This window comes from Arthrobacter sp. efr-133-TYG-104 (assembly GCF_030208915.1).
Taxonomy (GTDB): domain Bacteria; phylum Actinomycetota; class Actinomycetes; order Actinomycetales; family Micrococcaceae; genus Arthrobacter.
The window spans coordinates 85,282-105,861 of sequence record NZ_JARVTA010000023.1 but is presented as its reverse complement, the minus strand read 5'-3'; the positions used below and the strand labels follow the sequence as shown (position 1 = coordinate 105,861).

Sequence of the window (20,580 nt, the reverse complement as noted above, 5' to 3'; positions counted from 1 at the left end):
GTCCGCGCTGTGCCACCATCCCCCCGGATCTCAGGCGTCCTCAGGCGGCGGAGGAAGAGACCGGTCCTCACGGCCGTCGTGGTCCACAGCGGCCATCTGCGCCACCCCCAACGTCGGGCCAGCTCCGACAGGCCAGAAACCCGCTGCACAAGTAGGGCCGGGCCGGATGGGAAGACCAACTCCCACGCAGCAGTCCCGCCTGTTGAGCGACGAGGATTTGGAACAATCCGAGCGGTCCCAAGACATCCGATCAATCCGGGCGGACGGTCGTGGTTTGTACTCATCCTTTTCAAGGGAACAATCGACTAGGGAGTTCCAGGGGCCTCGGTTCACGAGGCGCCTTGGTCGCCCCCACCGTGCCAAACTTTGGGCTGGCGAGGAAATACAGCATCCGAGACGAATCTGGGTGGTGCCGAACCCGCCTCCTAGCTTCAGATCAGTGTGCGAATCAGATGGCAGTCTCACCGCAACCATGAAATTGTGCACAGACTTATCCACAAGGTTTTCCACAGCCCCGTGAGGGCATGACGAATACCGGCTAGTCCAATCCCTCAGCGTCGTGCGGCGGCGCTTCTGCGCCGCCTGTCAGAGCGTGCTAGCCTCATTCCCAATGGCGGCGGCTAGGCTGCGTTTGGAACGGAAAAGTGCGGAGATCTGCTTCCAAGTGGCGCAAATTGGGCCGTTTTGACCGAACTGCGGCACATTTACCGACGAACCGGATCCCGGCTAATCGCAGGTGCGAGAACAACACGGTGCTCTTCGCGGTGGCTGGTGGAGAGCCTCTACGCTGGCAACAGATGGGGCAGTGTGTCACCGCGGGACCAGCCATTATGGACAAGGTTTTCCCCAAAGTTATCCACAGGGGTTTCCACCGGCCACGACGTAATCAACAAGCCTAGCAACCCGTGCTCCTCGAGTTATTCGAACGTCACGCGTGGATTGTTTCACGTGAAACAATCGCCTCTGTTCTGTGCCCCCAAGTCTGGCGAATTCGCGTGGCATGTGCTTCCGGGCCGTTGACCGTCATTTGCCACCGGCGAGACTACACCAGGGGTCCATAGTCCATGCCAGACAACATCAGATGATTTACACGACCCTACGCCTTGTACGTGCTTTCAGGTTCACACCAGGATGCGGCAAGATAAGTCCGCGCGGCGGGGGCGTAGGACACAAGAACCCGACGACGACGGATCCGAAAGCCGCCGCATGTGGAGTATTCAAGAACCTAGATCTGGGCTTGGGCAGAGACCAACCCTCGGCCGGCATGAATTGGGGAGTAGCAGCGCACGGTCTGCTGAGACATCGAGAGTCCCTTCATGGGTCGAGGAGACGGTGTGCCGCCTCCCCGCATCTGCCGAACGCGCACTCTCTGAGTCCGTGAGCCGGAGCTTGCTGAAGTGTGCCATGCTCGGTCGATCCATTCACGCGCTCCACCAAAGCACCTAACAGGCCTCCATGGCGTGCGGTCAGCCGTGTTCACCTCAAGCTCGCTGTTGGCGTCGCTAGATAGATCTGACAGCGGCTACGAGGAAGGACGGCCAGATCCTCACCCTAATAGCCTGCGCGGTTGATCCCGAATTCGGGGGAGACCTGAACCTGGCGAGCGAAGGGGTAACCTAGGCCGGGGCACTGGGTTAGCATCGCTGCCACTCGTCGCCGGCGCCAGTGGACACTCCTAACTCAAGACGGACCGCGTCGACAGCCGTAGCTTGCGCGCCATAGCGTTCGACGGTTCCACGTGGACTGGGTGAAACGGGCCCATCACGGGCCACGCCTCAACGAACCCCTAGGGACACAGGGTAGGGGCCCCACCATCGCCTGCATAATTTCTCTCCACAGGCCCCTGCGTAGATCCTGCGGCCGCGTCGGGGGAATTGATTATCAGAGACACCTTGGGGGAGCTGCCATACACAGGACGGCGCCTGCACCAAGACCCAACGATGCCGGCGCCACTGTCGTTGAAAACAGCGATTCAACTCAGACACCGAACACCGGCCCTGCATATCGAGGCTGGCTATTTGCCCTCCGCACCTGGGAAGCCTCGCACAGCACCGCGACTGAGATTTAACTCTCAGTAAGCTTACGCCGCGCGATGTTTCACGTGAAACGTCCTTGCTACCTTTCCCAGCACCAGAACAGCGACCTTGTCGGAGGGCCTGCAGCCCGCCATCCTGACGCGTGCAGACGCTGAGCTGCCCATGACTCGTCTTAGGGTGTAAACGGCACAGACGCTCCCGCAGTCGCACGATAACAGTGCGTCGGACAACACGCTCCGACAAGCCCAAACCACCAACAGTGTGACCGGCAGCCGAGCATCACGGCACAATTGAAGGACCTACGGCTGAGGGATCAACGACCCGGTGGCAGGGGCGTATTCCTCAGCAGGCCTACTGCGGGTAGAGCGGCACCATGTTTCACGTGAAACATGCGAGCCCCGAGTTGTCTTGCTCGCAATCATTGGCCGTACTCAGGGAGTGATTCACTTTTCGGAATTGAGTATCAAGACCTCCCGCATTTCCTAAACCGTGGACCGCACGAATATGCAGGGATAGGCCCCGCACTGTTTCTATCACGTGGAGCACGGAGGCTGGGTCCAGAACAATGACGCTCTCTTACTGAGGCTCACACCAAACCCACCAATCGAATAGCCCCCATTCATAAAACGGGAACGACGCCAATGTCCATGGGGCCTGTTAGCCAGTGTCACCGCACATCAGCAATGTTTCACGTGAAACGGCCATCGTTGCCACTAGGTTAAAGAAGATCCGCAGGACCGCCCTTGCCGGGCACCACCCAAAGCAAAAGAGGGGCTGTCTGCAACAGACAGCCCCTCCATATCAAAAAATCCTAAGCTTCGGCGCCAGGACCGAGCACATCCATGATTCGGTTAAGATCTTCGACGCTAGCAAATTCGATACTAACCCTGCCCTTTCGAGCACCAAGGGTAATCTTTACGTTCGTGTCCAAGCGGTCAGACAACGATGAGGCCAGATAATCCAACCGTTCATGACGCGCGTTCGGCCTGGGAATCTTACTCTTTTCAGGAACTGCTGGATCTTGGTAGAGCGACACCGCCTCTTCCGTTGCCCTAACGGACATTCCCTCAGCTACGATTTTCTGCGCCAGGCGCTCCATGGCGGCCGCGTCGGGTAGTGCAAGCAGTGCCCGCGCATGACCCGCCGAAATTACGTTTGCGGCAACCCGGCGCTGGACAAGCGGTGGCAGCTTCAGCAAACGGAGAGTGTTGGAAACTTGAGGTCTCGACCGGCCAATGCGATCAGCCAACTCCTCGTGGGTAGTTCCAAAGTCCTCCAACAATTGCTGATATGCCGCAGCCTCTTCCAATGGATTGAGCTGGCTCCGGTGGAGGTTCTCGAGAAGTGCATCACGGAGTAAGTCGTCGTCGGTGGTGTCGCGAACGATCGCGGGGATTGTTTCCAAGCCAGCGGCCTGAACTGCACGCCATCGACGCTCGCCCATGACCAGCTCGTACGGTTCTCCACCCTTTTCGGTTGAAGTACGCACAACAATTGGCTGGAGGACGCCTATTTCCTTGACCGAGTGAACAAGCTCGGCCATGTCGTCTTCATCGAAGACGGAACGCGGCTGCTTTCGGTTGGGGTGTATATCCCCAACTGGTATTTCCGCGAAGCGAGCTCCGGGGACTTCCACTAATTCCACGCCCGCGTCAGCGCTGGCAGAAGACCGTGGCTCGGCGTCCTCTACGGGTTCGGGTCGGCTTGAGTCCTTTGGGGCTCGTTTTGCCGGCGCGCCCTTAGCTGCAGACGGCACCTTAGCAGCTGTAGCGGCACGGGGCCTCGTCAAGGACTCAGCCTTGGAATCGCCGGCGGCCGACGCGTCAAGTGAAGCCTCCTCAGGCGATTCAACGCTCTTGCGGGCTTCAGGAAAAAATAGATCCACGGGTCGGGAGGTCGAGACACCGCCCCCTTGGGCACCGGCCGGCGAGCTAGGAATGAGAGCCCCAAGACCCCTGCCGAGGCCCCTTCGCTTTTCACTCATGTAGTCATCCCTCCGATGGAAGCGTCGAGCACGGATCGGCCCAGACTGTTGCGGTGTTTCAAGAATTCTATCGTTCGGCGATTTCAGCGGCGGCTTCCATGTAGGAGAGGGCACCGCTGGATGAAGGATCATAGGTCATGACCGTCTGCTGGTAGCTTGGTGCCTCCGAGATTCGGACCGAGCGGGGCACCACCGCACTCAATACCTGATCTGGGAAATGCTGCCTGACCTCGGACGCCACCTGTGCTGCCAGGTTAGTTCGACCGTCATACATCGTCAAAAGAATCGTGGATACTTCAAGGTCAGCGTTGAGATGCTTCTGAATCATCTCGATGTTCTTGAGAAGCTGGCTCAGGCCTTCCAACGCGTAGTACTCGCACTGTATAGGAATGAGGACTTCGCTGGCAGCGCAGAATGCGTTGACGGTGAGCAGACCCAGGCTCGGGGGGCAATCGATAAAGATGAAGTCCAACCGGTCCTCGCCGTTCTTCGCCCGTTCCTTGGCGTAGACGTCAATGGCCCGGCGAAGTCGCTGCTCACGAGCAACCAGCGACACGAGTTCGATCTCCGCGCCGGCCAAGTGGATCGTGGCCGGCGCGCAGATCAGGTTGGGAATGTCGGGGCACTGAGCGACGACGTCCTTCAGCGGAAGATCATTAATGAGGACGTCGTAAATGCTGTCGACGTCGGCGTGGTGCTCGATGCCAAGAGCGGTCGATGCGTTGCCTTGGGGATCGATGTCGATAACAAGAACGTTAAGGCCCGCAGACGCCAGGGCCGCTGCGATGTTTACCGTTGTGGTGGTCTTACCCACCCCGCCTTTTTGGTTGGAAACGGTGAAAATCCGCGTGCCATCGGGTTTGGGCAATTCCCGCCCGATCAGCCTCTCACGCCGACGGGTCTCGTTGGCCAACTGCCGCGCGATGGGGCTGGAGTCATCAATGGAATCCATGACGTTTTGCGCTCCATTTGAGACGGTTTCACGTGAAACGGCAGCGTTCTCAACCGACTTGGTTTGCACTATTGCGGACTGAAGGGACGAAGAGGGCGTAGCCATGGCGCGAGCCGACCCTAAAGACATAAAGGGGGGGATTCGCTGCGTGGAGGTTTCACTACTGCCCACTGGTCGCACTCTCACTCTCATTCGGCGCTTGCTGCCGATCTCTAGCCTAACCGCTCAATCGCCGACACGCGGGAACTCGAACGGGACCTACGGAGTCTTTCGGGGCTTGTTGACGATGATCCTCACCACGGTGGTGGGTTCCTCCAAAAGCTCCTGTCCGCAAACCACAACCGACGTCTGAACGCCCCCGAGTTTCCGGATAACCTTTTTGGCTTTCTCAATCTCTTCTGCGGCACTCCGCCCCTTGATGGCCACCACTTCTCCATGGCCATCCAATAACGGAATAGTCAGGCCAGCCAGATTCGCCAAGGCGGAAACTGCCCGCGCGGTGACTACGTCCGCCGTCACCATTCCGACAGCGAGCTCAGCTCTGGTCCGCATGACGGTGACGTTGTCCAGGCCGAGATCATCGACTACCTCTTGCAACCAAATGACGCGCCGCTCAAGCGGTTCGATCAGGGTCAGTTCCAAGTCCGGCCGGGCGATGGCAAGACACAGCCCAGGCAGGCCGGCACCGGACCCGACGTCGGCAACGTGACTGCCCGACGGTATTGCAGACTCAATAACCGCGCAGTTCAAAACGTGGCGGCTCCACAACCGCGGCACCTCACGCGGACCTATAAGCCCACGCTCAGTACCGGATGTGGCCAAGTGCTCCACATAACGCTTGGCGAGATCCAAGCGTTCTCCGAAAATCTTCTGTGCTGCTTCCAGTTCAGCTGAGGTGATATCAACCATGGGCCGTCAGTCGGCCGAGACGACGATGTGGCGGCCTGCCCCTTCGCCCTCCGACTCGGAAACAAACCCAAGCTCGGCCACAGCGTCGTGAACGATCTTGCGCTCGTACGCGCTCATCGGTTCGAGGGCTACCGTCCCCCCGGCCTCCTTGACCTTGGCTACTGCGTCTTCGGCAATTTCCTGCAGAACGCCGGCGCGCTCCTTACGGTAACCGTTGATGTCCAACACCAAACGGGAACGATTCTCTGTTGCCGACAGAACAGCCAGGCGTGCCAGCTCTTGAAGCGCTTCGAGGACCTCGCCGTCGGGGCCCACGAGGCTATCCAGGGCATCGGACTCCTCGTCTGTGCCAATGGAGATGTATGTGCGCCCATTGCGAACCTCGATGTCGATATCGCCGTCGATATCAGCGATATCAAGAAGTTCCTCGAGGTAGTCAGCTGCGATATCGCCTTCCTCTTCCAGTCGGTTTGCAGTCTTGGACTGGCTTTCCTCCTGCGAATCCTCGTCGGTCACAGCGGTAACAACTTCTTCAGTGCTCTCGGCAGACATTACTTCTTCTTCCTGTTCTTGCGTTGTGGCTGGACGCGCTGAGCTCGAATGTCAGCTGCGGCAGTCGCAGCAGCAGCCTCGGCCTCGTCGTCGCGCTTCTTCCCGCCCAGCATCGGCGGCAGTCCCTTGGCAGCGCGGCGCTGTTCAAGAGCCTTGGCGGCCGGTGAACCGGGGGTCGGCATGCGTCGGATAACGAAGAACTGCTGGCCCATGGTCCACAGGTTGGTGGTGGTCCAGTAGATGAGTACGCCGATGGGGAAGTTGATGCCACCAACGCCGAAGACGAGCGGCAGGATATAAAGCATCATCTTCTGCTGCCGCATGAAGGGGCTGGCCATGGCGTCCTCGGACATGTTCTTGGCCATGATCTGCTTCTGCGTGATGAACTGCGAAGCCGTCATGGCAACGATCATCACGAGGCTGAGAATCACAACGGAGACATTGCCGCCATGCAACAACGCGGACGAAAGCGGTGCTCCAAAGATGCTTGATTCGTCGAACTCAACTACCTGCTGGGCGCTCATCGCTCCAATGCCGGTGCCTGCGTTCTTGGCGCTTGAGATCCCTGAAAGTACCTGGAACAAGGCGAAGAAGAACGGCATCTGGATGAGCATCGGCAAACAGGCCGAGAACGGGTTGGTGCCGTGGTGCTTGTAAAGCGCCATTTGCTCCTGCGCCATGGCCTGGCGGGAGAGCTGGTCCGTTTTGCCCTTGTACTTCGCTTGGAGTTTCTTCAGGTCCGGCTGCAGAAGCTGCATGCCGCGCTGGGCCTTGATCTGCTTGACGAAGACAGGAATGAGGGCTGCTCGGATCACCAACACCAAGCCGATGATGGAAAGAGTCCACGTCCAGCCGTTACCTGACGGCAAGCCGATGGTGCTCAACCCCTCATGGAAACCCACCATGATGATCGACACCAGCCATTTGAACGGGAACAAGATTGTCCCAATGAAGTCCATACGATATCCCTATTCCTCAGGCCGCCGAGCGGCCTTCTTCATCAGCCTGAGCAGCCAAGAACTGGTCCGGATTGTTCAGTACAACAATTGTGGGCGTCCGGCCTTCAGGCCAATGACGATGACCGGCGGGGACATGGTCCACTCCGCCGGCGTTCCAGGGGTGGCACTTGGCGAGCCGCTTGGCTGCAAGCCAACTGCCCTTCACAGCACCGTGCACGGTTACTGCCTCGAGCGCATAGGCCGAGCATGAAGGAAAGAAACGGCAAACCTGGCCGTACAGGGGCGAAATGACCTTGCGGTACGCCTTCAGTAAAAGAATGATGATGTTTCGGGGCAGGTTCCAGAAAAATCCGGCCACCGCTGGCCAGCGGCTTGGTCCCGAACGCTTGGCCGTGGGCACGCTTGAAGAAGGAACGACGGCGGTGCTGTTCTTACGCACGCGGTGTCCCTTCCGTTGTGGTGCCGTTGTGGTTCGACGAAGCATTAGGCGGAACCGATCCGCCCAAACGCTTCGTCGTCGCTGCCAATGCGGCGTTGTAGTCGGAGAGAAGCTGCTCCCAGCCCGCTGATGCTGCTGCTGGCAGTGCCCTCACGACCACCGCCAGGCCCGTTCCGTGCTGACACAGGGAAAGGGCAGCCGCTTCCCTTAGTCTCCTCTTAACGAGGTTTCTAGTCACGGCGTTCCCGACGGCTTTGGAGACAATGAAACCGATACGACTCGGCTCCCCGACCCCCAGGGGGGCCGCATATAACACTAAGTTCCGGCGTCCATTGCGGACGCCGGAACGTACAGTTGTTGAAAAATCGGCAGAAGTCCTGAGACGGTTAGGGGTGGCTAGCACCGGAGAACCTTCAAAAAGACTCTGACCGACAAGTCAGTTGTATTTATGCCGACAGTTCGACGCGGCCCTTGCCGCGACGGGCAGCCAGGATGGCGCGGCCTGCACGGGTACGCATACGAAGGCGGAAGCCGTGCTTCTTGGCCCGACGGCGGTTATTCGGCTGAAAAGTCCGCTTGCTCACGTTAGTTACTCCAGTGGATCAAAGGTGCGCCCACCCGATCAGAAAAGGGGAAGAACTGGCCGACGCTAAGTTTTGTATGTGCCTGCCGCCGTTGCCATCCATACGTTGAACGTACGGACCTGCAACTCATCTCAAAAGCGGACACAAAGGACTTCACAACGTTAGGGCAAAAAGACCGCCACAGTCAAACCGGGAGCCTGCCGCAGGACTATCCACAGCTGTGTCCAGTGATGGCTCACAGCCTGTGGATGAAGTGGCTCACAGAGGCAAATACCGAACCACAGCCGTGTAATTATCCACAAGCAACTTCCCAGCTATCTTCTACGGTTTTCATCCCCTAGAGTGGCTCAGTAGCCCAATCTCCACCCGCTGTGTATAACTCTGTGGATCATCACTGGAACAGCGCAGGACGGAGACACTCTGGCTGCCAGCATCGCCGGCAAGCAAGTATTTAGGAACAGATTGATGACAGTAGACGAAGCCAACCACGCCAACACTGTCGGAAGTTCCTGGCGTAGGGTGCTGAACCTGTTGGAACAAGACGATAGGGTCACCCCCCGCCAGCGCGGTTTCGTCATCCTCGCCCAGGCGCAGGGCCTGATCGGATCCACCCTCCTGGTAGCCGTTCCCAATGAGCTCACCCGCGAGGTCCTGCAGACCCAAGTCAAGGACGCCCTGGACGAGGCTCTCCGCAATGTCTTCTCGGATGACATCCGCTGCGCGATCGACGTCGACACGGACTTGGTGCCGGTCCACGTGGAGCCGGAGCCCGCCGTCGAACTGTCCGCTGTGTCGGACTTTGCCGACCCGAAACCGCAGCCGACGCCGCCCAGCACCTCCCACGAATTTGGTCGCCTGAACCCGAAATACATCTTCGACACTTTCGTTATCGGCTCCTCCAACCGCTTCGCGCACGCAGCCGCCGTCGCAGTGGCCGAGGCACCAGCCAAGGCGTATAACCCGTTGTTCATCTATGGTGACTCCGGACTTGGCAAGACTCACCTGCTGCACGCAATCGGGCATTATGCGCGGCGCCTCTACAGCGGGATCCGCGTCCGCTACGTGAACTCAGAAGAATTCACCAATGACTTCATCAACTCAATTCGTGATGACGAAGGCACCAGCTTCAAGACCACGTACCGGAACGTCGACGTCCTGCTGATCGACGACATCCAGTTCCTGGCCGGCAAGGACCGGACGCAGGAAGAGTTCTTCCACACGTTCAACGCCCTGCACAATGCCAACAAGCAGGTTGTTATCACCTCCGACCAGCCACCGAAGATGCTCGCTGGATTCGAGGACCGGATGACGTCCCGCTTCGAATGGGGCCTGCTGACGGATATCCAGCCGCCCGAGCTGGAAACCCGCATCGCCATCCTCCGCAAGAAAGGCCTCAGCGAAGGCCTCTCGGCACCGGACGATGCTTTGGAATACATCGCTTCGAAGATCTCGAGCAACATCCGTGAACTTGAGGGCGCGCTGATCCGTGTCACAGCTTTTGCAAGCCTCAACCGGCAGCCCGTTGACGTGGCCTTGGCGGAAATGGTCCTCAAGGACCTGATTACCGATGATGGCGCCCAGGAAATCACAGCCAAGCAGATCCTCGACCAGACTGCGGACTACTTCAAACTCAGCATGGAAGAACTCTGCAGTAAGTCCCGTACCCGGACATTGGTGACCGCACGGCAGATCGCCATGTACCTCTGCCGTGAACTCACGGATATGTCCCTCCCCAAGATTGGCCAGGAACTCGGTGGCCGGGACCACACCACCGTCATTCACGCCGACCGGAAGATTCGCGAGCTCATGGCTGAGCGCCGTGTGATTTACAACCAGGTTACGGAGCTCACCAACCGCATCAAGCAGCAACAGCGCGACTCCTAGCCTCACACCTACCTCGCCTCCACATACCTTATTAACAGGCACATGTGGATAAGCCTGTGGATGGTTAAGGGGACAAGCGTGCTTAATGGGCTTAAAACCCTTAAGCCGTCTGTGGATCGTCAAAACAGGCGTTGGGAGTTGTCCCCATCCACACCCTGTTTAAAACCCAGTTAACGCACAGTTCGTGAACAGGGCTTAACCGCGGAGGGTCGCGGCCAGAGCGGGTTATCCACAGTTTCCACAGCAGTTATTAACACTACGAATCCCAAAAAATTGAAATCCCTCAAATAACAATCTCGTTCTGCCGACCCAACCCCAGTCCCGGAAACACCCCAAGGACCAGGGTGACGTGAACCCGGACTGTCCCCACAGGGTGTGCCGTCACGGCTGGAGATGGGTTAATCCAGGATCTTCCGGCTAAGCTGTCAGCAGCGCTCCCATCCCTGGGTCTGTTTGTGATTCGCTGAGTGCGAACCATGCAGGTTCCAGCCCAGGCGAATGCAGATTTGGCGGGCTCGATCACGAGTTCCGCAGCTATGTTTTGGTACCAGCAATGAAAGGCGGCACCCTTCCGTGAAGTTCAGAGTCGACCGTGACGTCTTGGCAGAAGCCGTTACCTGGACCGCACGGTCACTGTCTCCGCGGCCGCCCGTACCCGTGCTTTCGGGTCTGCTCCTCAAAGCTGAAGCCGGAACGGTTAGCCTCTCAAGCTTTGACTACGAAACCTCGGCCCGCCTCGAGATTCCGGCGGACATCGCCACCGAGGGAACCATCTTGGTTTCCGGACGCCTGCTGGCTGACATCTGCCGCAGCCTTCCTTCAGCTCCCGTGGATGTGGAGACCGACGGCAACAAGGTCACGCTGACCTGCCGCCGGAGCAGCTTCCACCTGGCCACGATGCCCGAATCCGAGTATCCCGACCTCCCATCGCTGCCCGCGGTCAGTGGCACATTGCCCGGAGACGCGTTCGCTCAAGCGGTGTCCCAAGTCATCATTGCCGCCAGCAAAGACGACACCCTTCCGATTTTGACCGGGGTTCGGATGGAGATCGAGGACGATCTCATCACCCTGTTGGCGACCGACCGGTACCGCCTGGCCATGCGGGAAGTTCCTTGGAAACCAGTGACACCCGGCATCTCCACAAGTGCGTTGGTGAAATCCAAAACACTCAATGAGGTAGCCAAAACCTTGGGCGGTAGCGGGGACATCAACCTTGCACTTGCGGACGATGACAGCCGCCTTATCGGCTTTGAAAGCGGTGGAAGGACCACCACGTCGCTTCTGGTCGACGGTGATTACCCCAAGATCCGCTCGCTGTTTCCCGATTCGACTCCGATCCATGCCACGGTGGCAACACAGGACCTGGTTGAGGCCGTTCGCCGCGTCTCACTTGTGGCTGAGCGCAATACGCCGGTCCGCTTGGCCTTCACCCAGGGCCTACTGAACCTCGACGCCGGAACCGGAGAGGACGCCCAAGCGTCCGAAGAACTCGAAGCCCAACTTTCCGGTGAAGACATCACGGTAGCTTTCAACCCGCACTACCTCGTTGAAGGCCTGGGTGTCATCGAAACCAAGTACGTTCGGTTCTCGTTCACCACGGCTCCCAAGCCGGCCATGATTACGGCGCAAGCCGAAGCCGACGGCGAGGACCAGGACGATTACCGTTACCTCGTGATGCCGGTACGCCTGCCTAACTAACCCCTCCATAACGGCGCTGCATCCATCAGTTTTCCTCCGTCCCATCGCAGAAAAGAGTCACCCCTATGCACATCGGACTTATCGGCCTTGGAAAAATGGGTTTCAACATGCGCGAGCGTTTGAGGCAAGGCGGTGTTGAAGTCACGGGCTTGGACCGCAACCCGGACGTGACAGACGTTGCCTCGCTGGACGAACTGATCGCAGCACTCCCCACCCCGCGCATCATCTGGGTCATGGTTCCCTCCGGTGATATCACGGATTCCGTCATTTCCGAGCTCGGCGAGAAGCTTGACCAGGGTGATTTGATTATCGACGGCGGCAACTCACGCTTCACCGAAGACCAAAAGCACGCGGCTGCCCTCGCTGAAAAAGGCATTCGGTTCGCTGACTGCGGCGTTTCCGGCGGCGTTTGGGGCCTCCAGAATGGTTACGGGCTCATGGCCGGTGGAGCTGCCGAGGACATCGACCTGGCCATGCCGATTTTTGATGCCTTGCGTCCTGAAGGTGACCGGGCGGACAGCTTTGTCCACGTCGGTGGAGTCGGAGCGGGCCACTACGCGAAGATGGTGCACAACGGCATCGAGTACGGCCTCATGCAGGCATACGCCGAAGGCTACGAGTTGCTCGCGGCCAAGGATATCGTGACAGACCTCCCGGGAACTTTCCGTGCGTGGCAAAAGGGGACCGTTGTCCGGTCCTGGCTCCTGGACCTCATGGTCAAGGCGCTCGACGAGGATCCGGGCTTGGCCTCCATAGATGACTACGTGGAAGACTCGGGCGAGGGCCGCTGGACTGTTGAAGAGGCCATTGCGAATGCGGTTCCTGCGCCTGCCATCACCGCGGCGCTCTTTGCGCGGTTCGCTTCCCGCGAAGACACATCGCCGGCCATGAAAATGGTCTCGGCCGTGCGTCACCAGTTCGGCGGACACGCCACGCGTCCGGCCAGCTAGGACGCGGGAGTCCAACAAACGGCGTGTACCTCGAACATCTATCGCTGACGGATTTCCGCAGCTACGCCCAGGTTGATCTCAAGCTGGGGCCCGGAGTGACAATACTGGTCGGCTCGAATGGGATTGGTAAAACCAATCTCATGGAAGCCATTGGATACCTGGCAACTTTGAGCTCACATCGAGTGAGCACGGATGGCCCTTTGGTCCGCTTTGGTGCCGACCGTGCCTTGATCCGGGCCCGGTTTGTCCGGGGCGAGCAATCTACGGTCATTGAGGTCGAGATCAACGCCGGCCGTGCAAATCGAGGGCGCATCAACCGAGGGAACCCTGTGCGCGCCAGGGATATCCTGGGGATTTGCCAAACCGTCCTCTTCGCACCGGAGGACCTGGCATTGGTCAAGGGTGACCCTTCGAACAGGCGGCGCTTCCTGGACGAGCTGTTGGTGAGCCTCGTACCGCGGCATGCTGCCACACGTACGGACTATGATCGGGTGCTCAAACAGCGGAACGCACTCCTCAAATCGGCACGAACCGGCAAGTTCACGGCCGGCCACGAGGCCACGCTCGACGTTTGGGATCAGCACATGGCACGCGCCGGCGCTGAGTTGCTGCATGCCCGCTTGGAACTCGTGGAGCGTTTGGGCCCGCACCTCAATAACGCTTACGCCCAACTCACCGATGGTTCCAAGCCCGCTGCCGCCGTCTACCGATCCACCATCCAGGACATCTTGGACGACGACGGCGGTTCGGCCAGTTCAGCGACTGAAGAGTCGCCGTCCGGCGAAGACCTCCGGCAACTGTCCGTCGACGAACTCACGGACCGGTACGTGCAGGCGTTTGCAGCATCGAGAAAAAAGGAACTTGAACGGGGCATATCCTTGGTTGGGCCCCACCGCGACGAATTGGAACTGGTGCTGGGGCAAGCCCCCGCCAAGGGGTATGCCTCCCACGGCGAAACGTGGTCGATGTGCCTGTCCCTGCGTCTGGCGTCCTACTACGTCATGCTGGATGATGCCCGGACGGGTGGTACGGCGCCGATCCTCATCTTGGATGATGTCTTTGCCGAACTTGATGTCCAGCGGCGACGTAAACTTGCTGCAATAGTTGCCGGTGCCGAGCAGGTGCTGGTGACAGCCGCCGTCGAGGCCGACATCCCAGAAGATCTGTCCGGACGGCGCGTAACCGTTGTTCCGGGAGGCATCGATGGCGAAGGATAGCCGCGAGGGACTTCAACCTGGCCGAGACCCTGACGAAATCGACGCAGCCCAGGCAGCGCTTAACCGCATGCGCGAAGCGGCCGCTGCGCGTGGAGAGGTCCGGCAACGGGCTCCGCGGCCAGGTTCGGTTCCCAAACGCAAAGGCGTGCGCGACACCAAAGGATTTTCCCAGTTCCACGGGACGGGGCGTGACCCGTTGGGGCTAGGAAAAGTAGTGGGCCGACTGGTTGCAGAACGTGGTTGGACCTCGCCGGTGGCTGTCGGTTCGGTCATGGCCGAATGGGAAACACTGGTAGGAGCGGACATCTCCGCCCATTGCACGCCGGAGAGTTTTACCGATACCACGCTGCACGTGCGCTGTGATTCCACAGCGTGGGCAACCCAGCTCCGCCTGTTGAGCACGAGTCTCCTTGAGTTGTTTCGCAACGAGCTGGGAGAAGGAGTAGTGACCAGCATCCAGGTGCTCGGTCCATCGGCTCCCAGTTGGCGAAAAGGTGGACGCAGCGTCAATGGCCGTGGTCCGAGGGATACCTACGGCTGAGGGGCGTACAGGGACTATCAACGGCCCGGAGCCGTATAGGCACCCATCGGGACCACCACGCGGCCGCTGAAGATGGGGCCAGCGGCCTCTCGTGGCCATATTCAGCTGTGGGCTGCCCCTGTATTTGCAAAGATTCCCGCGTTTCCACGATAGAATTGGCGTAGATCACTGAGCGCCGGTGGAACATCGCCGGGAACCTGAATCCATCCTGTGGCATGAGGGCAACCTGGCGGCGGAGTAGCCGGCGCAATCAGTCACGTGCCCGTTGACGGCCGCACTCGCTGCGAACGTTGCCGGGAGCGGCCGTCATCGAATACAGAGGAGTCGAAAGCGCCTGTGGCTAACGACAATGCAGAGACCTTGGCAGTAGAACCCGAAGAGGAGACTGCTCCCAAGCCTGATACGCCCGCAGCGACACCGAGAGAGTATGGCGCCAGCGACATCACGGTGCTGGAGGGTCTCGAAGCGGTACGCAAACGCCCCGGCATGTACATCGGCTCCACTGGTCCCCGCGGCTTGCACCACTTGGTTTATGAGGTGGTGGACAACTCAGTCGATGAGGCCCTCGCCGGGTACTGCACCCACATCGAAGTTACCCTCCGCGCCGATGGCGGCGTCCAAGTGGTGGACAATGGCCGTGGCATTCCGGTTGATATCCACCCCACCGAGGGTAAGCCGACCGTTGAAGTGGTCATGACCATCCTGCACGCAGGTGGAAAGTTCGGCGGTGGCGGGTACGCCGTTTCAGGCGGCCTTCACGGCGTGGGCATCTCCGTGGTTAACGCCCTGTCACGCCGGGTTGAGACTGTAGTGCGGCGCCAGGGTCACGTGTGGAGCATGACATTCGCCGACGGCGGCAAGCCGCAAGGCGGCCTCGTGAAGGGCGAAGCCACGGATGAAACCGGGGTCTCCCAAACGTTCTACCCGGACGGAACCATCTTTGAAAGCACCGAGTTCGATTTCGAAACGCTGCGCGCGCGATTCCAACAGATGGCATTCCTCAACAAGGGCTTGCGAATCACCTTGACCGACGAGCGGCCTGCTGCTCGTGGCGGCGAACCGGATCTGGACCTTGACGCCGTCGCAACCGAGGGCGAAGTTGCAGCCGAGCACCGGACAGTGGTGTATCAGTACGACGACGGGCTCCTGGACTACGTCAAGCACCTGAACTCAAGCAAGAAGGTGGAGATCGTCCACGAAGACGTCATTGCTTTCGAAACAGAAGACACCGAACGGCACATGGCCCTTGAGGTGGCGATGCAGTGGACCACTGCATATTCGGAGAGCGTCCACACATACGCCAACACCATCAACACCCATGAAGGTGGAACCCACGAAGAAGGGTTCCGCGCGGCGATGACGTCACTCATCAACCGCTATGCCCGCGAGAAGAGCATCATCAAGGAAAAGGACGACAACCTTACCGGCGATGACATCCGGGAAGGCCTGACCGCTGTCATTTCGGTCAAGCTTTCCGAACCCCAGTTCGAGGGCCAGACCAAGACCAAGCTGGGCAATTCCGAGGTCAAGGGGTTCGTGCAGCGCGTTGTCACAGATCAACTTGGTGACTGGCTTGAACGAAACCCGGGCCCGGCCCGCGACGTGATCCGCAAGGCCATATCTGCAGCCCAGGCTCGCATGGCGGCCCGGAAGGCGCGCGACAATGCACGGCGGAAGAGTCCCCTGGAATCCTTCGGCATGCCAGGCAAGCTGTCCGACTGCTCCTCCAAGGATCCTTCGCGCTGTGAGGTCTACCTGGTGGAGGGTGACTCCGCCGGCGGATCGGCCAAGCGTGGGCGGAACCCTGAAACACAAGCCATCCTGCCGCTGCGAGGCAAGATCCTGAACGTGGAGCGCGCGCGCCTGGACAAAGCATTGGGTAACACGGAAGTCCAGTCCATGATCACGGCTTTCGGGACGGGGATCGGCGAGGACTTCGACATTTCGAAGCTGCGCTATCACAAGATCGTGCTGATGGCGGATGCCGACGTCGATGGGCAGCACATCACCACTCTTTTGATGACCTTGCTGTTCCGTTACATGCGCCCTCTCATCGAGAACGGCTACGTCTACTTGGCCCAGCCGCCCCTGTACAGGATCAAGTGGTCCAATGCTGCCCATGACTATGTTTACAGCGACCGCGAACGCGACGACACGATCCGCAAGGGTGCGGCCATGAACAAGCGCCTGCCCAAGGATAACGGCATCCAGCGTTACAAGGGCCTGGGCGAAATGGACTACACCGAACTGTGGGACACCACCATGGACCCGGATCGCCGGACGCTCCTGCAGGTCACCATGGACGACGCGCTGGCCGCCGATCAGACCTTCTCAGTACTGATGGGTGAGGACGTCGAATCACGCCGTAACTTCATCCAACAAAACGCCAAGGATGTCAGGTTCCTCGATATCTAGGGCATAGAGCACTAGATATTCCTGAACCGACATATACCTGAAACGGAAACTTAAATTATGAGTGACGAAACTCCTGAAGTCCCGGCGGAACCCAACGCAGACGACGTCGTCATCGAAGGCGATCTCCTGACTGACCGCATTGAGCAAGTGGACCTGCAGACGGAAATGCAGCGGTCGTACTTGGACTACGCCATGGCGGTGATTGTCGGTCGCGCCTTGCCGGACGTCCGTGACGGCCTCAAGCCGGTACACCGTCGCGTTTTGTATGCCATGTTCGACGGCGGCTACCGCCCCGATCGCTCCTTCAACAAGTGCGCCCGCGTGGTCGGTGACGTCATGGGTACGTACCACCCCCACGGCGACATGGCGATCTACGATGCTTTGGTGCGCTTGATCCAAGACTGGACCATGCGCTATCCGTTGGCGCTTGGCCAAGGCAACTTCGGTTCTCCGGGAAATGACGGCGCTGCGGCACCGCGTTATACCGAAACCAAGATGGCCCAGCTCGCCATGGAAATGGTCCGGGACATCGACGAGGAAACCGTCGATTTCCAGGACAACTACGATGGCAAAAACCAGGAACCCACCATTTTGCCGGCGCGGTTCCCCAACTTGCTGGTCAATGGTTCCTCAGGCATCGCCGTCGGTATGGCCACCAACATTCCTCCGCATAACCTTCGTGAAGTGGCTGAGGGTGTGCAGTGGGCGTTGGAGAACCCCACGGCCACCCGCGAGGAACTCCTCGAAGCCCTGTTGGTGCGCATCAAGGGGCCTGACTTCCCCACGGGTGCCACGATTTTGGGCCATAAGGGCATCGAGGACGCTTACCGGACGGGCCGCGGCTCCATCACCATGCGCGCAGTGGTCAACGTCGAGGAATTGCAAGGGCGCACCTGCCTTGTCGTCACTGAGCTTCCCTATCAGGCAAACCCGGACAACCTGGCCATCAAGATCGCTGAACTGGTCAAGGACGGCAAGATCCAGGGCATCGCCGATCTCCGCGATGAGACTTCGGGCCGTACCGGCCAGCGCTTGGTTATTGTCCTCAAGCGCGACGCTGTCGCCAAGGTTGTCCTCAACAACCTCTACAAGCACACGCAGCTGCAGGACAACTTCTCGGCGAACATGCTGGCAATCGTCGACGGCGTGCCACGCACCTTGAGCCTTGACGCGTTCATCAGGCACTGGGTGACGCACCAGATGGACGTCATCGCCCGTCGCACCCGGTACCGCCTCCGCAAGGCTGAAGAAGAAGCGCACATCCTGCGTGCTCTCCTCAAGGCGTTGGACATGCTGGATGAGGTCATTGCCCTCATCCGGGCGTCCAACACGACAGAAGCCGCCCGCGAAGGACTTATGGAGCTCCTTGAGATTGATGAGCTCCAGGCGCGCGCCATCCTGGATATGCAGCTACGTCGTTTGGCGGCCTTGGAACGCCAAAAGATTCAGGATCGCCATGCTGAACTCGAGGCGATGATCGAGGAGTTCAACGCAATCCTTGCTTCAGAGGAGCGCCAGCGCCAAATCATCAGCGAAGAACTCGCCGAGATTGTTGCCAAGCACGGTGACGATCGCCGCACGCACATCCTGATGGGTTTCGACGGCGACATGTCCATGGAGGACTTGATCCCGGAAGAGGAAATGGTGGTCACCATAACCCGCGGCGGTTATGTGAAGCGGACCCGCAGCGATAACTACCGTTCGCAGCAGCGCGGCGGTAAGGGCATCAAGGGCGCCCAACTGCGCGGGGACGACGTCGTGGAGCACTTCTTCGTGACTACTACGCACCACTGGCTGCTCTTCTTCACCAACCTCGGCCGCGTTTACCGGGCCAAGGCTTATGAGTTGGCGGAGGCCGGCCGCGACGCAAAGGGCCAGCACGTTGCCAACTTGTTGGCCTTCCAGCCGGATGAGCATATTGCACAGGTCCTGGACCTTCGCGACTACCAGCAAGCTCCGTACCTCGTGCTCGCCACGAAGAACGGCCTGGTGAAGAAAACCCGGCTGGAGGACTACGACACCAACCGCACCGCGGGCGTTATTGCCATCAACCTCCGCGATGAGGACGAGCTGGTCTCGGCCCAGTTGGTCAGTGAGACGGACGATCTCCTGTTGGTTTCCCGTAAGGGCCAGTCGATCCGCTTCACTGCAACCGACGACGCGCTCCGCCCGATGGGCCGTGCGACCTCCGGAGTAACAGGCATGAAATTCCGGGAAGACGACGAGCTCTTGGCCGCTGACGTGGTTCAGGACGGTTCATTCGTCTTCATCGTGACCGAAGGTGGTTACGCCAAGCGGACCGCCGTCGAGGAGTACCGCTTGCAAGGCCGCGGTGGTCTGGGGATCAAGGTCGCGAAGCTTGCTGAAGAGCGTGGCGACCTTGTAGGTGCTTTGATCGTTCAGGAAGAAGATGAAGTACTGGTTGTCATGGAAGGCGGAAAGGTTGTCCGCTCCGCCGTGACAGGTGTTCCTGCCAAGGGTCGGGACACCATGGGCGTTATCTTTGCCAAGCCTGACAAGAATGACCGCATTATCGAGGTGGCACGCAACGGCGAACGCGGACTGGAAACGGATGAATCCGATGACGGTGGCGCGGATGACGTAACGTTGGCTGCAGACGAAGTTGCCTCTGAGGTGACCAGCATGGCCGAAACGGATAACGACGCAGACCCGGACAACGGAACGGGCGCGGAGCTGAACGAAGAAAACACCGGAGGTAACGAGTGAGTAATTCCGACTCATATCCCAAGCCGAGCACAGGTGTCCCCGGCGGACTCCGGCAGCCCTCGGGCAACGCCCAGCCAGGAACACCGGCACGGCCGCAACAGAATCCGGGAACCGGCGCCTCCGGTGCGGGAGCGGCAGGCGCGCGCCCGGCTGGCGCACCCACCCAGCGTCCTACTGGCGCACCCGGCCAGCGTCCTGCTGGTGCGCCTGGTCAGCGACCTGTCCAAGGTGGTCAGCGTCCTGCTGGTGCGCCTGGCCAGCGCCCCGTTCAGGTTGGCCAGCGTCCTGCTGGTGCGCCGGCCCAGCAGCGCGCTGCTCAAGGGTCCCCCGGCTTGGTAAAGCCGGCTCCCAAGGCCAAGGTCCGGCGCGCACGACTTCTGGTCAGCAAGGTTGACCCGTGGTCCGTGCTGAAAATGGCGTTCTTGCTGTCCGTCGCACTGGGCATCGTGACCGTCGTCGCAGCAGTTGTGCTCTGGACTGTGTTGGATCTCACGGGAATCTTCAACCAGGTGGACAGCCTTTTGGGTACCCTTGCCGGATCCGAAAGTGGGGGCTTTGAACTCAAGAAGGTGGCTTCCCTCGGTCAGGTGGCGTCCTTCGCAACGATCATCGCCGTCGTGAATGTCGTTTTGCTCACGGCACTGTCGATGCTCTCGGCCGTCCTCTATAACATTTCCGCAACGTTGGTTGGCGGCATTGGCGTCACTCTGACGGATGACTAGTAAAAAATCGC

At 59.6% G+C, this 20,580-nt stretch carries 16 protein-coding genes; 8 read left to right on the top strand and 8 right to left on the bottom strand.

All coding sequences use genetic code 11. From position 1 onward, the window contains the following. Window positions 1-2,847 precede the first annotated feature (2,847 nt). From QRN04_RS15640 to rpmH, 8 genes are all read right to left on the bottom strand, one after another. Entirely contained in the window at window positions 2,848-4,020 is a 1,173-nt protein-coding gene (locus QRN04_RS15640; RefSeq protein ID WP_284976943.1) for a ParB/RepB/Spo0J family partition protein, read from the bottom strand. A gap of 67 nt (window positions 4,021-4,087) precedes the next feature. Beyond that, window positions 4,088-5,101: a ParA family protein gene (locus QRN04_RS15635; protein WP_502868808.1), complete on the bottom strand. Its 1,014-nt coding sequence runs from the start codon at window positions 5,099-5,101 to the stop codon at window positions 4,088-4,090. Window positions 5,102-5,230: 129 nt separating this feature from the next. Next, window positions 5,231-5,881, bottom strand: coding sequence for a 16S rRNA (guanine(527)-N(7))-methyltransferase RsmG (rsmG, locus tag QRN04_RS15630; RefSeq protein WP_284976941.1), 651 nt, complete (start codon window positions 5,879-5,881; stop codon window positions 5,231-5,233). Window positions 5,882-5,887: 6 nt separating this feature from the next. After that, the gene (locus tag QRN04_RS15625) at window positions 5,888-6,433 is read right to left on the bottom strand and encodes a Jag family protein (RefSeq protein ID WP_284976940.1); all 546 of its coding nucleotides are present in this window, start codon (window positions 6,431-6,433) and stop codon (window positions 5,888-5,890) included. Next, window positions 6,433-7,392 carry a membrane protein insertase YidC gene (gene yidC / locus QRN04_RS15620; protein WP_284976939.1) on the bottom strand — a complete coding sequence of 320 codons (960 nt, stop codon included), beginning with the start codon at window positions 7,390-7,392 and terminating at the stop codon, window positions 6,433-6,435. The genes QRN04_RS15625 and yidC overlap by 1 nt, the downstream gene beginning before the upstream one ends. A 16-nt stretch (window positions 7,393-7,408) precedes the next feature. Then, entirely contained in the window at window positions 7,409-7,876 is a 468-nt protein-coding gene (gene yidD, locus QRN04_RS15615) for a membrane protein insertion efficiency factor YidD (protein WP_284976938.1), read from the bottom strand. Further along, the gene (gene rnpA, locus QRN04_RS15610) at window positions 7,824-8,234 is read right to left on the bottom strand and encodes a ribonuclease P protein component (RefSeq protein WP_284976937.1); all 411 of its coding nucleotides are present in this window, start codon (window positions 8,232-8,234) and stop codon (window positions 7,824-7,826) included. The genes yidD and rnpA overlap by 53 nt, the downstream gene beginning before the upstream one ends. 43 nt (window positions 8,235-8,277) lie before the next feature. Continuing rightward, window positions 8,278-8,415 (bottom strand): 50S ribosomal protein L34, encoded by a 138-nt coding sequence (rpmH, locus tag QRN04_RS15605; RefSeq protein ID WP_011776797.1) that lies wholly within the window; start codon window positions 8,413-8,415, stop codon window positions 8,278-8,280. A gap of 465 nt (window positions 8,416-8,880) precedes the next feature. On the opposite strand from rpmH, the gene dnaA reads away from it, so the two are divergent. From dnaA to QRN04_RS15565, 8 genes are all read left to right on the top strand, one after another. Next, on the top strand, window positions 8,881-10,299 hold the full coding sequence (gene dnaA, locus QRN04_RS15600) for a chromosomal replication initiator protein DnaA (RefSeq protein WP_284976936.1): 1,419 nt from the start codon (window positions 8,881-8,883) through the stop codon (window positions 10,297-10,299). A 573-nt stretch (window positions 10,300-10,872) separates the two neighbouring features. Continuing rightward, window positions 10,873-11,997 carry a DNA polymerase III subunit beta gene (gene dnaN / locus QRN04_RS15595; protein ID WP_284976935.1) on the top strand — a complete coding sequence of 375 codons (1,125 nt, stop codon included), beginning with the start codon at window positions 10,873-10,875 and terminating at the stop codon, window positions 11,995-11,997. A gap of 20 nt (window positions 11,998-12,017) precedes the next feature. Beyond that, window positions 12,018-12,947, top strand: coding sequence for a phosphogluconate dehydrogenase (NAD(+)-dependent, decarboxylating) (gene gnd, locus QRN04_RS15590; RefSeq protein ID WP_284977017.1), 930 nt, complete (start codon window positions 12,018-12,020; stop codon window positions 12,945-12,947). 23 nt (window positions 12,948-12,970) lie between these two features. Further along, window positions 12,971-14,164, top strand: coding sequence for a DNA replication/repair protein RecF (recF, locus tag QRN04_RS15585; protein ID WP_284976934.1), 1,194 nt, complete (start codon window positions 12,971-12,973; stop codon window positions 14,162-14,164). Next, window positions 14,151-14,705 carry a DciA family protein gene (locus tag QRN04_RS15580; protein ID WP_284976933.1) on the top strand — a complete coding sequence of 185 codons (555 nt, stop codon included), beginning with the start codon at window positions 14,151-14,153 and terminating at the stop codon, window positions 14,703-14,705. The genes recF and QRN04_RS15580 overlap by 14 nt, the downstream gene beginning before the upstream one ends. Before the next feature lie 336 nt (window positions 14,706-15,041). Next, window positions 15,042-17,120 (top strand): DNA topoisomerase (ATP-hydrolyzing) subunit B, encoded by a 2,079-nt coding sequence (gyrB, locus tag QRN04_RS15575; protein WP_284976932.1) that lies wholly within the window; start codon window positions 15,042-15,044, stop codon window positions 17,118-17,120. 57 nt (window positions 17,121-17,177) lie between these two features. Further along, complete coding sequence (gyrA, locus tag QRN04_RS15570; RefSeq protein ID WP_284976931.1) at window positions 17,178-19,847, top strand: DNA gyrase subunit A; 2,670 nt, start codon at window positions 17,178-17,180, stop codon at window positions 19,845-19,847. Continuing rightward, the gene (locus tag QRN04_RS15565) at window positions 19,844-20,569 is read left to right on the top strand and encodes a DUF3566 domain-containing protein (RefSeq protein WP_284976930.1); all 726 of its coding nucleotides are present in this window, start codon (window positions 19,844-19,846) and stop codon (window positions 20,567-20,569) included. The genes gyrA and QRN04_RS15565 overlap by 4 nt, the downstream gene beginning before the upstream one ends. Window positions 20,570-20,580 lie beyond the last annotated feature (11 nt).